The organism is Microvirga solisilvae, assembly GCF_022808595.1.
GTDB lineage: Bacteria > Pseudomonadota > Alphaproteobacteria > Rhizobiales > Beijerinckiaceae > Microvirga > Microvirga solisilvae.
In genome coordinates this window covers 73,798-87,805 of the sequence record NZ_JAKUCN010000008.1, presented here as the reverse complement: position 1 = coordinate 87,805, position 14,008 = coordinate 73,798, and the positions used below count along the sequence as shown (strand labels likewise).

The window sequence follows — 14,008 nt, the reverse complement described above, 5'->3', positions numbered from 1 at the left end:
GTCGGTGCGGCTCCCGTTTCTCAATTCAAGGATTCCTCTCATGCTCGATTGGTCCGAAAAGCGACCTGTCCCATCGCACATTCCTGCCTCATCCACCGAGACCACCGGTCTCGGCGACATTGACCGTGCGGGCGGCCGCGTCAGCGTCGATGACAAGGCGATGATCAATTGCCGCGCCGACGTAAACCAGCTTCTGCCGCTCAAATACAAATGGGCCTGGGAGAAATATCTCGCGGCCTGCAACAATCACTGGATGCCGACCGAGGTTTCCATGCAGGCCGATATCGCCCTGTGGAAGTCGCGCGATGGCCTGACGGAAGACGAGCGGCGCATGATCAAGCGCAATCTCGGCTTCTTCGCCGCGTCCGAGAGCCTTGTCGCCAACAACATCGTGCTGGCGATCTACCGCCACCTCACCAATCCCGAATGCCGCCAATATCTGCTGCGCCAGGCCTTCGAGGAGGCCGTGCATACGCACACCTTCCAATACATCGTCGAGAGCCTTGGTCTCGACGAGGGCGAATTGTTCAACATGTATCGCGAGGTTCCCTCGATCACCGACAAGGCGGCCTGGGCGCTCAAGCATACGCAGGGAATCGAAAACCCCTCGTTCGCCACCGGCACACCGGAAGCGGACCAGGCCTTCCTGCGCGATCTCGTGGCCTTCTACGTGATCTTCGAGGGCATGTGGTTCTATACCGGCTTCGCGCAGATTCTCGCGCTGGGCCGCCGCAACAAGATGGTGGGCATTGCCGAGCAGTATCAGTACATCCTGCGCGACGAGAGCATTCACCTGAATTTCGGCATCGACGTCATCAACCAGATCAAGTTCGAAAATCCGCATCTCTGGACGCCGTCCTTCCAGGAAGAGATCCGTACCATGCTGCGCGAAGGCGCCGAGCTGGAGGCGGCCTACGGCCGGGACACGATGCCGAGAGGTTTTCTGGGCCTGAATGCAGCGCTCTGCGAGCAATACATGCACTTCATCGCCAACCGCCGTTGCGGCCAGCTCGGCCTGATGGCGGTCTTCCCCGAAACGGAGAACCCCTTCCCCTGGATGTCGGAGGCCATGGATCTCAAGAAGGAGAAGAACTTCTTCGAGACCCGTGTGATCGATTACCAGAGCGGCGGCGCGCTGGCCTGGGACTAAACGTCATCATGCGGCCGGCGGCCTCATCCATGATCCGCCGGTCGCCACATCTTCATTCGCGATGATGCTCGGCGAATGTCTCTTTCGTATCGATGTCCTGAACGACAGCGACGTCATCGGTCGGCCATTCCTCCACATCCGATCTTCCCCGAAGGATCGGCCCCGCGCCGACATCTCCGGAGAGATCTTCGATCAGACCTTGCAGCTTGCGCGAGATCACGACCGGGTTCCCGCGCCGGCCTTTCAATGTCGGGATAAGGGCTGCCGGCTCTCCCCTCTCATGCCAGCCTTTGCAGAGAGCATCGATGAGATCGGCTTTCACGAAGGGCATATCCGCGAGAAGGATGATCGCGGCGCGGGCGGTGTCAGGAAGCGCCACAGATCCGGCTTTCAAGGACGTGGAGAGTCCTTGCGCGAATTGCGCATTGTGGATGATCTGAACCGGAAGCCCGAGCAGGGCCGAGTGGACGTCTTCGGCGCGATGGCCCGTCACGACGATCACTGGATCCGCGATAGAGTGAACGGCGGCCTCAGCCACATGACGGACGAGAGCCTTGCCGCCGATCTGCACCAGCAGCTTCGGCTCTTCGCCGAACCTCGTGCCACGTCCCGCCGCCAGAACGATGGCCGCCACGGGGCTCGTCGTCGGGCTCATTCGTCGTTCTCGCTTTTGCCGCCTTCGCGTGGCTGCGGCCGAGAAACGATCTCCATAAGAAGCCCTCCGACTCCGAGCGACATGATGTCAGCGCGTGTGACGGGAACATCCGCCAGGAGGCGATGCAGGATCCAGTCGAACCCGTTCTCCTTCGGCGATCTGGCACAGCCGGGCGCACCGATGACGGGCCTGCCGCCGATCTCTCCGATGAGAAGCAGATTACCGGGATCGACGGGCATCCCGAAATGCTCCACCCTTCCACCCGCCATCTCGATGGCGGAGGGAATGACATCCCTGCGATCGGCAATGGCGGAAGCGCCGAAGATCACGATGATCTGGGCATCACTCTGGGCCTGACGGCCAAGCTCCTGCGCAAGGGCCTGCGTCTCATGCGGCACGCGCCGGTCGCACACGATTGCTGCATGGGCAGACTCCAGCCGTTTCGAGAGCACCGCAAGTGTCTTGTCGATCACGTTGGGTTTAAGGCCGGGAAGGAGCGTCGACACGACTCCGACCGAGCGGCGCCTATAGGGCGCGACCCGCAAAGCCCCGCTGCCTGCTTCAGCGATTCCTCTCTGCAGCAGAACATCCGGAATGGCATAGGGAATGATCTTGACGGTGCCGACCATCTCTCCCGCGACGACCGGCTTGAAAGCCGGCAGAGTGGCGGCGGTCATGGCCTCGTCGATAGCATTGAGCCGATTGATCGCATTGGCATCGATCACGAGAACGCCCGCGGTTTCGGCGTGAAGATTGGAGCGTCCCGTGAAGGGCGCCTCCACGATGATATTCTCTCCGGCGAGAATGCCCGCCAGCCTGAAGGCCGCCGCGTCCTCGGTCACGTCGCTGGGCTCGAACCGTGCTGCGATGATGGTTTCGATTCCGGCGTGTGTGAGCTGTATCGCGATCTCAGGCGAGATGACGGTCCCCTTCTTCACCACCATGTCGCCCGCCCGCACGCTGTGAGCGGCGAGAGCGCCGATGGCTTCCTCAACAGGGACCTGTCCGAATTTCACGCCGAGCGCCTCCGCTCTTTGCGCAATGAGGCGACGACCTCGCCCAGGATAGACACCGCGATCTCCGCAGGCGAGATGGCTCCGATATCGAGACCGATGGGAGCATGGATGCGGGCGATGTCGGATTCCGTGAAACCGGCATCCGTCAAACGCTGCACGCGGCGCTCATGGGTTTTGCGCGAGCCGAGCGCGCCGATATAGAAACACTCCGATCTCAGGGCCATGCCGAGTGCGGGATCGTCGATCTTCGGATCGTGTGTGAGCGCCACGACAGCCGTATATCGGTCGATGCCGAAACGCGGCAGAACCTCATCGGGCCATTCGGCCAGAACAGGCACATCGGGAAACCGTTCCGGTGTCGCGAAAGCTGTGCGCGGATCGACGATGGTCACATCGAAATCCACGCCCTTCGCCATGGGCGCCAGCGCCTGGCTGATATGCACGGCGCCGATCACGAGCAATCGCACCGGCGGTGTCTGCACGGTGAGGAAGAATTGATTTCCGCCCTGCTCGATCAGGCCGCTCTTGCCCTGGCGTAGCTTCTCTTCCAGCTCCTGCGCCAGCGGATCGCCCGCAATTTCCGCCTCCCGAACGAGACGCTGCTCGCCGGAAGCAATGTCAGTCACGAGAACGGCGGCACGCCGCGCGGCGCGCTCCGCGTTGAGAGCGGACAGGAGGCTCAGCCGCATGCGTTCCGCCGCCTCCACATCAGAGAACTCCAGCGCATTCTAGTCCACCCGCTCGACATAAACCTTGATCCGCCCTCCGCACGATAGCCCGACCTGCCAGGCGGTCTCATCGGCGACGCCGAATTCGAGCATACGGGATTTTCCGTCGGCGATGACATCGAGCGCTTCGGTGATGACCGCGCCTTCGACGCAGCCGCCAGAGACGGAACCGAGGAAGTTCGTATCCTGATCGATTACCAGATGACTGCCGACGGGGCGCGGCGCTGAGCCCCAGGTCTCGACCACCGTCGCGATCGCGACATTCCTGCCCTCGCGCCTCCAGGCTTCCGCCGCCTTCAGAATATCCGTATCAGTCGCGTGCATGAGACCTCCCGGCCAGAGGAGCCGCCATCGATGAGTGATAGTGCCACCGGCTCCCCTCATCCGGCAACAGGCATGCGAGAGACGTCGGCGAGACGCATTGACAGGTATGCTGATGCGGCGTCTCATCCCTCTTGAAAGTCACCATTTTCGGGCGGCGCGCGGGCAGGATGTTGAACGATATCTACAGCCGGCGGATCTTGGAACTTGCAGCCGATATCCCGCTTCAGGGAATCCTGCCGGATGCGGATGCCGGCGCGAAGGCGCATTCCAAGCTGTGCGGATCCACCGTCACGGTGCAACTGAAGCTCGACGGCGACGTCGTCAGCGGCTTCGCCCACGAGGTCAAGGCCTGCGCCCTCGGTCAGGCCTCCTCATCAATCATGGCCCGCCATGTGATCGGCTCGACGGTCGCGGAACTCCGGAACGTTCGGGAAGAGATGCAGCGCATGCTGAAAGCGGGCGGTAAGCCGCCTTCCGGCAAGTGGGCGGAACTCGCCCTGCTGGAACCCGCGCGGGATCTCAAAGCCCGCCACGCCTCCATTCTTCTCACCTTCGATGCGGTTGCCGATGCGCTCGCTCAGATCGAGGCGGCCCGGAAGAGCCACCTCGGTAATGAGTGATAATTCACCCACGCGTACCTCTTTCGAGTGTGCATTGCAGCAACGCTTGGGAGGTGACGTGCGCCCTGATTTGCCCATACTCTTCTACTGGACTGGCAGACAGGAGGAGACATCCGCATGGCAATGACGATGCAGGGTGAGGTCACCCTTCCCGCCGATCGGGCAGCGGTATGGGCGGCGCTCAACGATCCGGACGTTCTCAAGGCGTCCATTCCCGGCTGCCAGGAACTCGAGAAGATCAGCGACACGGAATTTCAGGCAATTGCCAAAGTCGCAGTCGGCCCCGTGAAGGCGACGTTCAAGGGCGGCGTCACCCTCTCCGATCTCGACCCGCCCAACGGCTACACCATCAGCGGCGAGGGACAGGGCGGCATCGCCGGCTGGGCTAAGGGCGGCGCGACGGTTCGCCTTGAAGACATCGAGGGCGGCACCAAGCTGGTCTATGACGTGGAAGCCAATGTGGGCGGAAAGATCGCACAGCTTGGCGGGCGTCTGATCAACGGCGTCGCCAAGAAATATGCCGACGAATTCTTCGGCAACTTCGCCAAGATCCTGTCGCCCGAAGAATCCGCCGCGTGATCGCCTACAGAGCCTCGGACCCAAAAGTGGTATGCACTTTTGGGACAATCCGATGCTCTCTTCTTTGGAGGGTGCATCGTGTGTCCGGAAAACCGGGTCCACTTTTCCGCACGATGCACTAGGGCAGCTGTTACGTTTTTCCAATACTTGACCGCTCATTGAGGGAGGTTCACACTCGGCTTCGACTGACTGCATCCGTGCGGTCGTCCAACAAGAAACCTGCCGGTGTCTGAGACCACCTGAAGGTTGGCCTGACTCCCGGTATTTGAGGAGGAAGCCCCGCATGACCACCGTCTCCCTGACGGTGAACGGTCAATCCGTCACCGCAGACGTCGATCCCCGCACCCTGCTCGTTCAGTTTCTTCGCGACAATCTACGCCTCACCGGAACCCATGTGGGCTGCGATACCAGCCAATGCGGCGCCTGTGTCGTGCATCTCAACGGACAGGCCGTGAAGTCCTGCACGGTTCTCGCTGTGCAAGCGAATGCCAATATCGTCACCACCATCGAGGGCATTTCCCAAGGAGGAGAGCTGCACCCGATGCAGGCGGCCTTCCGCGAGCATCATGGCCTGCAATGCGGCTATTGCACGCCGGGCATGATCATGGCGGCCATCGATATCGTGAACCGGAAAGGAAACGCGCTCGACGAGCAGACCATCCGAACCGAGCTCGAAGGCAATCTGTGCCGCTGCACGGGCTATCACAACATCGTCAAGGCTGTTGCAGCCGGCGCGCAGGCAATGGCTCAAACGCCGCTGAGGCAGGCGGCGGAATAAGTCAATCCGGCACGCTGATCCAAAGGACAGCGCCTTCCCGGACAGGTGCGAGCGCAGGTGAGCCTTCGAGCAGGCGCCTTTCTTGAAAAGCCTTCCTCGATGATCCCGCCTCGTCTCCGCCCGGTGAGGGCCAACGAAGACAGGAGATGATTTCATGACCGCAACAGGAATCGGCGCCCCCGTGCGCCGGAAAGAGGATCAGCGTTTCGTCACGGGCCAAGGACGTTATGTCGACGACTTCAATCGTCCCGGCCAGACCTATGCGTATTTCCTGCGCTCGCCGCATGCTCATGCGACTATCAGGTCCATCAATACCGGCCCCGCCAAGATCATGCCGGGTGTCGTGGCCATCTTCACGGGCGATGATCTCGCCGCCGACAAGATCGGCGGTCTCATCTGCGGCTGGATGATCCATTCCAAGGACGGCTCGCCCATGAAGGCGGGGCCTCACCCGGCGCTTGCGCAGGGCAAGGTGCGCTATGTGGGCGACCATGTGGCGGTAGTGATCGCCGAAACGCTCGCCCAGGCCAAGGACGCCGCGGAAGCCATCGTGGTCGATTACGAGGTTCTTCCCGCCGTTGCCGACACCGCGCAGGCCACCAAGTCATCGGTGCAGATCCACGACGTCTCGCCCGACAACACGGTGTTCAACTGGCATCTCGGCAACAAGGACGAGACGGAAGCGGCTTTCGCGCGGGCAAAGCACGTGACCAAGATCGACCTCGTCAACAACCGGCTGGTGCCCAATGCGCTCGAGCCGCGCGCGGCCCTGGGCGAGTACGATCCAGGCAACGACAATTACACGCTCTACACGACGAGCCAGAATCCCCATGTGGCGCGGCTCGTTCTGTCGGCCTTCATCGGCGTCGCCCCGGAGCACAAGCTCCGCGTCATCGCTCCCGATGTGGGTGGCGGGTTCGGCTCCAAGATCTTCATCTATGCCGAAGAGACGGTGTGCGTCTGGGCGGCGAAGAAGGTGAAGCGTCCGGTGAAATGGACGTCGGATCGCACCGAGGCTTTCCTGTCGGATGCCCATGGTCGCGACCATGTCACCCATGCTGAGATGGCGACGGACGAGAACGGCAAGATCATCGGATTGCGGGTTCACACCATCGCCAATCTCGGCGCCTATCTCTCCACCTTCTCATCCTCGGTGCCGACCTATCTCTATGCGCCGCTCCTGTCGGGGCAATACGACATTCCGGCGATCTATTGCGAAGTGGATGCGGTCTATACAAACACCGCGCCTGTCGATGCTTATCGCGGCGCGGGACGGCCCGAGGCCACCTTCGTTGTCGAACGCCTCGTCGAGAAGACCGCGCGCGAACTCGGCCAGGACCCGGCGGAGCTGCGCCGCAAAAACTACGTCACGCAATTCCCGCATCAGACCCCTGTCATCATGGCCTATGACACGGGCGATTATGCCGCCTCGCTCGACAAGGCGCTGGAACTTGCCGATTACAAGACCTTCCCGCAGCGCAAGCAGGAGAGCGCCCGGCGCGGCAAGCTACGTGGCATCGGCTTTTCCAGCTATATCGAGGCGTGCGGCATCGCGCCCTCGCAAGCGGTAGGCTCTCTCGGCGCAGGCGTGGGCCTGTGGGAATCCGCGGAAGTGCGCGTCAATCCCACCGGATCGGTCGAGGTGCTCACGGGCTCGCACAGCCACGGCCAAGGCCACGAGACCACTTTCGCGCAGCTCGTCTCTGATCGGCTCGGCATTCCCATCGATCAGGTCAGCATCGTCCATGGCGATACCGACAAGGTGCAGTTCGGCATGGGAACCTACGGATCGCGCTCCGGCGCCGTCGGCATGTCGGCCATCGCGAAAGCCATCGACAAGGTGATCGCGAAGGGCAAGAAGGTCGCGGCCCATGTTCTCGAAGCGTCCGAAGGCGACATCGAGTTCAAAGACGGCAAGTTCGGCGTGGCCGGAACGGACAAGACCCTCGGCTTCGGCGAAGTGGCGCTTCAGGCCTATATCGCCCACAAGTTCTCGGGCCAGGATCTGGAGCCCGGCTTGAAGGAGGGAGCGTTCTACGATCCCACCAACTTCACCTTCCCCGCCGGCGTGCATATCTGCGAGGTGGAGATCGATCCCGATACCGGCGTCACCAAGATCGAACGCTGGACGGCGGTGGACGATTTCGGCGTGATCATCAATCCGATGATCGTCGAGGGTCAGGTTCATGGCGGCATCGCGCAGGGTGTCGGGCAGGCGCTGCTCGAAGGCGCATTCTACGATCAGAGCGGCCAGCTCATCACCGCCAGCTTCAACGATTACTGCATGCCGCGCGCCATCGACCTGCCGTCGTTCCAGGTCGGCATGACGGTCACGCCGTGTCCCTCGAATCCGCTCGGCATCAAGGGCTGCGGCGAAGCTGGTGCCATCGCGGCGCCACCCGCCGTCATCAACGCGATCACGGATGCCCTCGGACACGAGGATATCGCCATGCCCGCAACACCCCAGGCTGTCTGGCGCGCGGCGCAGAAGACGCGCATGCCCATGGCGGCAGAATAAGGGAGGACGCTCAATGTACGCTTTCGAATATCACCGCCCGACGAGCGTGAGCGAGGCAGCCAAACTCGCTGGCCAAGCAGATGACATGAAGTTCATTGCCGGCGGACACACCCTGCTGCCAACCATGAAGATGCGGCTTGCAGGACCCGCCAACCTGATCGATCTCGGTCAGATCGCCGAACTGCGTGGGATCACGAGATCCGGCGACACGCTCACGATCGGCGCCATGACCAGATATGTCGAGGTCTTGAACTCAGCCGAAGTCCGTGATGCGATCCCGGCCCTCGTCGAAATGACCGAGCTCGTAGGCGATCCTCATGTTCGCCACCGCGGCACGATCGGCGGCTCGATTGCCAACAACGATCCTTCCGCGGATTATCCGGCGGCCTGCCTCGCCCTGAACGCGACGATCGTCACCGACAGGCGCAAGATCGCAGCGGACGATTTCTTCCAGGGCATCTTCACCACGGCTTTGGACGAGGGCGAGATCATCACGCAGGTCTCGTTCCCGATTCCATCACAAGCCGCCTATGCCAAGTTCCGCCACCCGGCTTCGCGCTATGCACTGGTCGGCGTGTTCGTGGCGAAACACACGGACGGCGTGCGCGTCGCCGTGACAGGTGCAGGCTCCAACGGCGTATTCCGCGTGGCGGAGATGGAGGATGCGCTTTCCCGAAACTTCGCCGCCGATGCGCTGAACGGCATCTCGGTCGCGGAAGACGAGATGAACGGCGACATTCATGCGGATGCCGCCTACCGCGCGCATCTCGTCGGCGTCATGGCCCGCCGGGCTGTGCAGGCCGCCACGCTGGGCTGAGCGCACGACGGAAGATCATCGAACGATGCCCGGCCTTGCCCGGGCATCATATTCTTGAGGAGCAGCCGAATCCGTGGCTGAACAACCCGGTTCCATCGACGAGACATTGGCTCTGCTGAAAGATACAGGCTATGTCGCCGACCGTCCGCTTGCGACGGTACTTTTTCTCGCCCTGAAGCTCGGGCGTCCGCTTTTCCTCGAAGGTGAGGCTGGTGTCGGCAAGACGGAGATCGCGAAGGTGCTGTCGGCGGGGCTCGGACGACGCCTCATCCGCCTGCAATGCTATGAAGGGCTCGATGTCGCCTCGGCCGTCTACGAGTGGAACTATGCCGGACAGATGATGGCCATCCGGCTTGCCGAAGCCGGTGGAACTGTGGATCGCGATACGCTGGAGAGTGATCTCTTCTCGCAGCGCTATCTGGTGAAGCGGCCGCTCCTGCAGGCCCTCGAACCCGATACGGCGGGAGCGCCGGTTCTGCTCATCGACGAGCTCGACCGCACCGACGAGGCGTTCGAGGCTTTTCTTCTCGAAGTGCTGTCCGATTTTCAGATCACGATTCCGGAACTCGGCACCATCACCGCCGAGCATCCACCCATCGTCATCATTACCTCGAACCGCACGCGTGAGATTCACGACGCGTTGAAGCGCCGCTGTCTCTATCATTGGGTCGATTACCCGGATGCGGAACGGGAGTTCGCCATCCTGAGAAGCCGCGCGCCGACAATGCCGGAGCGGCTGTCGCAGGAGATTGTCGCTTTCGTTCAGGCAATTCGCAAGGAAGACCTGTTCAAGGCTCCCGGCGTCGCCGAAACTCTGGATTGGGCCTCGGCCCTCGTGGAGCTCGATGCGGTCGCGCTCGATCCGGCTTTGGTCTCCGACACACTCGGCGTTCTTCTGAAATATCAGGACGACATTCAGAAAATGCAGGGCAGCCGGGCGAAGGACATGCTCGACCGGATTCAGGACGCGTTGAGGACAGCGGGGTGACCGGCGAAGGCCGCCTTGCGGATAACATCGCCTACTTCGCGCGAGCCTTGCGCCATGCGGGCCTGCCCGTCGGCCCCGGCGCGGTTCTCGATGCGCTCGCAGCCGTCGATGCAGCGCGGATCGGAACGCGTGATGATTTCTATTGGACGCTTCATGCCGTCTTCGTGAAACGGCATGAGCACAGCATTCTCTTCGATCAGGCCTTCAGGATTTTCTGGCGTCGGCGCGGGCTGATCGAAAAGCTTATCGCGCAGATGTCGCCTCTCGCACCCGGCGGGCAGGAGGAGAAGAAACCGCAGGCGGGTGCGCTGCGTGTGGCAGAAGCCTTGGCCACACCCCGACAGGAGAAACCGGATCCGGTCGAGAAAACCGAATTCTCCGCCCGCCTTACCGTCTCGGATCGTGAGATTCTGAAGACGAAGGATTTCGCGCAGATGTCGGCTGCTGAAATCGCAACGGCCAAGCACCTCGTCGCCGCCATGTCCTTGCCTGAGGACGAGGTGACCACGCGTCGTTTCCTGCCCGATCCGCGAGGCCGACGGATCGATCCGCGTAAGACATTCCGGCGCTCGCTACGCGGCGGCGGCGCGGTCATCGATCTCGCCTATCGCTCTCCCGCTGTCCGTCATGCGCCGGTGGTGGCGCTCATCGACATTTCGGGCTCCATGGCGGAGTACTCGAAACTCTTTCTGCATTTTCTCCATGCCATCGCGGAGAAAAGGCGGCGCGTTCACTCCTTCGTCTTCGCCACGCGTCTCACCAATATCAGCCGCGAGCTGACGAGCCGCGATCCGGATGATGCTCTCGCCCGCGCGTCGAAGCGCGTGCAGGATTGGGAGGGAGGAACGCGGATCGCCCATGCGCTGCATGACTTCAATCGTCACTGGTCCCGCCGCGTTCTCGGCCAGGGCGCCATCGTTCTTCTGTTCACGGACGGGCTCGAACGGGAGGTCACGAAAGAGCTGACCTTCGAGATGGACCGTCTCAGGCGCTCCTGCCGTCGCCTAGTATGGCTGAACCCGCTGCTGCGTTTCGACGCTTTCGAGGCGCGGGCTTCCGGCATCAAGGCGATGCTGCCTCATGTCGATGAATTCCGCCCCATTCACAACATGGCATCGATGGAGCAGCTCTGCCGGGCTTTGTCCGGTGAGTCGAACCGGCTCAGCGATCCACGCGAGTGGCTGCGCAGGGCATAGAAAAAGCGGGGTCGAGGCCCCGCTTTTCAAATACCCGTAAAGGCCGCACCAGCTTCTAGGCCATGCCGAGAGCCTGCATGTAGAGCTCGAGGATCGCTTCCTCTTCCTGGCGCTCGGCGTAGTCGCGCTTACGCAGGGAGACGATCTTGCGCAGGACCTTGGTGTCGAAACCGTTGCCCTTGGCCTCGGCATAGACGTCCTTGATATCTCCGGCGATACCGGCCTTTTCCTCCTCGAGACGCTCGATGCGCTCGATGAAGGCCTTCAGCTGGTCGGCGGCGACGGATTCGGTGTTGAAAGCTGCGTCATCCATGATGAGCCCCTTTTGATTGATGGCGTTGAAGCCAGTGTTACTCTCGATTTGGTTGAAGCCCTTTTAATGCGACGGCTTCGATTCCTCAAAACTCTTCATTTGGGCGGGGGACGCCTCTTTCTGGTGGCGGTCCTTCCATTCGTCGTACGGCATCCCGTAAACGTATTCCCGGCTTTCATCCTTGGAGAGCGCCACGCCCTTGGCATCCGCAGCGTCTTTCAGCCAATTCGACAGGCAGTTGCGGCAAAAGCCCGCAAGGTTCATGAGGTCGATATTCTGCACGTCGGTACGTTCGCGCAGGTGCTCCAGAAGCCTGCGGAAAGCTGCCGCTTCGAGCTCCGTGCGGGTTGCCGCATCGAGATCCTTCATCAGAACAGCCCTCCCCTTTACTGCTGGCGCAAACGTTCGCGAGTGCGCGTGCCGAAGATTGCCGGCTTTCTCAAATCTCCTTGTGCCGCAAGGGGTTTGAGAAGACGCGCGAAGCGCTCGGCCCATTCCTCCGCGCCTTCGTCGGACGCGATCAGATCCTGCCGGATCTCGATCAGCGCATTAGCGAGACCGCGGATCGTGGCGTGCCGGTCGACCGTGTCGCCCGCAAGCGCGCCATCATAAGGCTCGTTGTCGCCGACCACGAGTCCTTCTTCCGTCATCAGGCCCTCGAGCAGCGGCTTGGCATAGCGGTCATCCGCATCCCAGAGGATACCCACATGCCAGGGACGCGGCCATCCACGCCAGACCGGCGTGTAGCTGTGAACCGTCACGATGGCGGGAGGGTGACCTGCGGCAATCGCCCTGTGGATGGCTGTGGAAATCGCGGCGTCATAGGGGTCGTAGAAGCGCTCGATGCGGCGCTGAACCTCCGCCTCGTCCACTTTGGCGTTGCCCGGCACCACCGCGCCGTCGGAGAGGCGCATCACCAGGGTCGGATCGTCCCGCCCCCGGTTGGGATCGATGATGAGGCGAGAGAACTGCGTGAGGATCGCCGGCGCGTTCAGGCGGCGGGCGAGCGAGCGGGTCACCGCCGCCGCTCCGATGTCATAGGCGATGTGGCGCTGGAACTCGGTTTCCGGCAGGCCGAGATCGCCCAGGTCGGGCGGCACGGCGTTGGAAGCGTGATCGCAGAGGATGAGAAGACCGGATTCGAGAGCGCCTTCGACGATCTCGACGGGATGGGGCTCAAGGGCGGGCTCGGCGCTCTTGAGCGCGGCAGAGGCGGACATGGCGGGAGGCTTATGAAACAAGGCGTTGATCGGTGGAGGAAAATCCTTACCCTGCGCCCCGATCCGTGACAACGCGACGTTCCGCGCAACATCCTCACGAAAGACAAGATGTCCGCCACATCCACATCTGCTGCCCTCAAGCCAGGGTTTGCCACCGCTTTCGCAGCCCTGTGCCTCGGCGCGGTGGCCATGGGCATCTCGCCGATCTTCGTGCGCTTCGCCTCCTCCAGCATGGACGGAGCGCCCGCCGATGTGGGACCCTTCGCCAGCGCCTTCTGGCGCGTCACGCTCTGCCTGCCGCTGCTCTATGCTTGGATGCGGATCGAGGAGCGGAAGGCGCCCAAGGGCGCGCCGCGAATCCCGTTCTCGAAAGCAGCAATCTTGGCCGGTCTCGTCTTCACGGGCGATCTCCTGTTCTGGCATCTCGCCATCCTCAACACGACGGTCGCCAACGCCACCTTCTTCGCCACCATGGCCCCGCTTTTCGTGGTGCTGGTGGTGTGGCTCGTGCTGCGCCAGAAAGTGTCGCGCGGCACCTTCATCGGCTTGGGGCTTTGCCTTCTCGGCGGAGCGGCCTTGATCGGCCAGAGCATGCGGACCGATCCGACCCGCTTGGCCGGCGACTTCTACGGCCTCGCCACGGCCTTCTTCTTCGGCCTTTACTTCATCATGGCCAGCAAGGCGCGTCAGACCGCAGGCGCGGCACGGGTGACCTTCGAGGCGAGCCTCATCACATCCGTCTGCCTTCTCGCGTTCACGCTGATCTTCGAAAGCCGCCTGATGCCCCAGACCTGGCAGGGGACAGCCGCTCTGTTCGCCATGTCCTATGTCAGCCACGCCGGTGGCCAGGGCCTGCTCTCCATTGCCCTGGGCAGCCTGCCTGCCGTGTTCTCGTCCCTCGTGATCTTTCTCGAGGCCGTGGCCGCCGCGGTCTTCGGCTGGGCGATCCTGGGCGAGCCGCTCACCCTGGTCCAATCCCTGGGCGGCGCCTTGATTCTGTTGGGAATTTGGGTGGCACGCCCACAGACTTGAGTCCGCGATTTCCTCTTCAAACGAGGAGGAAAGAGCCCCTTTTGGCTCCTGCAGGTGACAGGACGAAAATTTTT

General features: G+C 62.3%; 16 protein-coding genes. 9 read left to right on the top strand and 7 right to left on the bottom strand.

The annotated features are described in order from the left end of the window. The first annotated feature begins 40 nt into the window (after positions 1–40). The gene (locus tag MJ639_RS15450; protein ID WP_243374665.1) at positions 41–1,150 is read left to right on the top strand and encodes a ribonucleotide-diphosphate reductase subunit beta; all 1,110 of its coding nucleotides are present in this window, start codon (positions 41–43) and stop codon (positions 1,148–1,150) included. A 52-nt stretch (positions 1,151–1,202) separates the two neighbouring features. On the opposite strand, the gene MJ639_RS15445 is transcribed toward MJ639_RS15450, so the two are convergent. The 4 genes from MJ639_RS15445 to MJ639_RS15430 are packed head-to-tail and all read right to left on the bottom strand — an operon-like array spanning position 1,203 to position 3,873. After that, positions 1,203–1,805 (bottom strand): nucleotidyltransferase family protein, encoded by a 603-nt coding sequence (locus MJ639_RS15445; protein WP_243374663.1) that lies wholly within the window; start codon positions 1,803–1,805, stop codon positions 1,203–1,205. Next, positions 1,802–2,821, bottom strand: a complete 1,020-nt coding sequence (locus MJ639_RS15440) for a molybdopterin-binding protein (protein ID WP_243374660.1) — start codon at positions 2,819–2,821, stop codon at positions 1,802–1,804. The genes MJ639_RS15445 and MJ639_RS15440 overlap by 4 nt, the downstream gene beginning before the upstream one ends. Beyond that, positions 2,818–3,510, bottom strand: coding sequence for an XdhC family protein (locus MJ639_RS15435; protein WP_243374658.1), 693 nt, complete (start codon positions 3,508–3,510; stop codon positions 2,818–2,820). Before MJ639_RS15435 ends, MJ639_RS15440 begins: the two co-directional genes overlap by 4 nt. Before the next feature lie 39 nt (positions 3,511–3,549). Next, positions 3,550–3,873 (bottom strand): XdhC family protein, encoded by a 324-nt coding sequence (locus MJ639_RS15430; protein WP_243374656.1) that lies wholly within the window; start codon positions 3,871–3,873, stop codon positions 3,550–3,552. Between the two features lie 167 nt (positions 3,874–4,040). On the opposite strand from MJ639_RS15430, the gene MJ639_RS15425 reads away from it, so the two are divergent. From MJ639_RS15425 to MJ639_RS15395, 7 genes are all read left to right on the top strand, one after another. Next, positions 4,041–4,493, top strand: a complete 453-nt coding sequence (locus tag MJ639_RS15425; RefSeq protein ID WP_243374654.1) for an iron-sulfur cluster assembly scaffold protein — start codon at positions 4,041–4,043, stop codon at positions 4,491–4,493. A gap of 117 nt (positions 4,494–4,610) precedes the next feature. Beyond that, positions 4,611–5,072, top strand: coding sequence for an SRPBCC family protein (locus MJ639_RS15420; protein WP_243374652.1), 462 nt, complete (start codon positions 4,611–4,613; stop codon positions 5,070–5,072). Between the two features lie 283 nt (positions 5,073–5,355). After that, positions 5,356–5,850 carry a (2Fe-2S)-binding protein gene (locus MJ639_RS15415; protein ID WP_243374650.1) on the top strand — a complete coding sequence of 165 codons (495 nt, stop codon included), beginning with the start codon at positions 5,356–5,358 and terminating at the stop codon, positions 5,848–5,850. Between the two features lie 154 nt (positions 5,851–6,004). Next, positions 6,005–8,368 carry a xanthine dehydrogenase family protein molybdopterin-binding subunit gene (locus MJ639_RS15410; RefSeq protein ID WP_243374648.1) on the top strand — a complete coding sequence of 788 codons (2,364 nt, stop codon included), beginning with the start codon at positions 6,005–6,007 and terminating at the stop codon, positions 8,366–8,368. Positions 8,369–8,381: 13 nt separating this feature from the next. Further along, positions 8,382–9,185: an FAD binding domain-containing protein gene (locus MJ639_RS15405; RefSeq protein ID WP_243374646.1), complete on the top strand. Its 804-nt coding sequence runs from the start codon at positions 8,382–8,384 to the stop codon at positions 9,183–9,185. 73 nt (positions 9,186–9,258) lie between these two features. Then, positions 9,259–10,173 carry an AAA family ATPase gene (locus MJ639_RS15400; protein ID WP_243374644.1) on the top strand — a complete coding sequence of 305 codons (915 nt, stop codon included), beginning with the start codon at positions 9,259–9,261 and terminating at the stop codon, positions 10,171–10,173. Beyond that, entirely contained in the window at positions 10,170–11,369 is a 1,200-nt protein-coding gene (locus MJ639_RS15395) for a vWA domain-containing protein (protein WP_243374642.1), read from the top strand. Before MJ639_RS15400 ends, MJ639_RS15395 begins: the two co-directional genes overlap by 4 nt. Positions 11,370–11,424: 55 nt before the next feature. Here the strand turns inward: MJ639_RS15395 and MJ639_RS15390 are convergent, their stop codons facing one another. The 3 genes from MJ639_RS15390 to MJ639_RS15380 all read right to left on the bottom strand — a co-directional run bounded on the left by MJ639_RS15390 (position 11,425) and on the right by MJ639_RS15380 (position 12,902). After that, on the bottom strand, positions 11,425–11,682 hold the full coding sequence (locus MJ639_RS15390; RefSeq protein WP_243374640.1) for a DUF2312 domain-containing protein: 258 nt from the start codon (positions 11,680–11,682) through the stop codon (positions 11,425–11,427). Positions 11,683–11,745: 63 nt separating this feature from the next. Beyond that, positions 11,746–12,051: a DUF1244 domain-containing protein gene (locus MJ639_RS15385; protein WP_243374637.1), complete on the bottom strand. Its 306-nt coding sequence runs from the start codon at positions 12,049–12,051 to the stop codon at positions 11,746–11,748. A gap of 17 nt (positions 12,052–12,068) precedes the next feature. Next, positions 12,069–12,902 carry an N-formylglutamate amidohydrolase gene (locus MJ639_RS15380; RefSeq protein ID WP_243374635.1) on the bottom strand — a complete coding sequence of 278 codons (834 nt, stop codon included), beginning with the start codon at positions 12,900–12,902 and terminating at the stop codon, positions 12,069–12,071. Positions 12,903–13,010: 108 nt separating this feature from the next. Here MJ639_RS15380 and MJ639_RS15375 point away from each other — a divergent pair, with 108 nt between their 5' ends. Then, the gene (locus tag MJ639_RS15375; protein ID WP_243374633.1) at positions 13,011–13,934 is read left to right on the top strand and encodes a DMT family transporter; all 924 of its coding nucleotides are present in this window, start codon (positions 13,011–13,013) and stop codon (positions 13,932–13,934) included. Positions 13,935–14,008 lie beyond the last annotated feature (74 nt).

Bases quoted from the DNA above. Each gene is read 5' to 3' on its own strand.
- MJ639_RS15405 (WP_243374646.1), top strand. From the start codon at position 8,382: ATGTACGCTTTCGAATATCACCGCCCGACGAGCGTGAGCGAGGCAGCC.
- MJ639_RS15435 (WP_243374658.1), bottom strand. From the start codon at position 3,510: ATGCGGCTGAGCCTCCTGTCCGCTCTCAACGCGGAGCGCGCCGCGCGG.
- MJ639_RS15450 (WP_243374665.1), top strand. From the start codon at position 41: ATGCTCGATTGGTCCGAAAAGCGACCTGTCCCATCGCACATTCCTGCC.
- MJ639_RS15420 (WP_243374652.1), top strand. From the start codon at position 4,611: ATGGCAATGACGATGCAGGGTGAGGTCACCCTTCCCGCCGATCGGGCA.
- MJ639_RS15410 (WP_243374648.1), top strand. From the start codon at position 6,005: ATGACCGCAACAGGAATCGGCGCCCCCGTGCGCCGGAAAGAGGATCAG.
- MJ639_RS15415 (WP_243374650.1), top strand. From the start codon at position 5,356: ATGACCACCGTCTCCCTGACGGTGAACGGTCAATCCGTCACCGCAGAC.
- MJ639_RS15375 (WP_243374633.1), top strand. From the start codon at position 13,011: ATGTCCGCCACATCCACATCTGCTGCCCTCAAGCCAGGGTTTGCCACC.
- MJ639_RS15430 (WP_243374656.1), bottom strand. From the start codon at position 3,873: ATGCACGCGACTGATACGGATATTCTGAAGGCGGCGGAAGCCTGGAGG.
- MJ639_RS15390 (WP_243374640.1), bottom strand. From the start codon at position 11,682: ATGGATGACGCAGCTTTCAACACCGAATCCGTCGCCGCCGACCAGCTG.
- MJ639_RS15445 (WP_243374663.1), bottom strand. From the start codon at position 1,805: ATGAGCCCGACGACGAGCCCCGTGGCGGCCATCGTTCTGGCGGCGGGA.
- MJ639_RS15380 (WP_243374635.1), bottom strand. From the start codon at position 12,902: ATGTCCGCCTCTGCCGCGCTCAAGAGCGCCGAGCCCGCCCTTGAGCCC.
- MJ639_RS15425 (WP_243374654.1), top strand. From the start codon at position 4,041: ATGTTGAACGATATCTACAGCCGGCGGATCTTGGAACTTGCAGCCGAT.
- MJ639_RS15385 (WP_243374637.1), bottom strand. From the start codon at position 12,051: ATGAAGGATCTCGATGCGGCAACCCGCACGGAGCTCGAAGCGGCAGCT.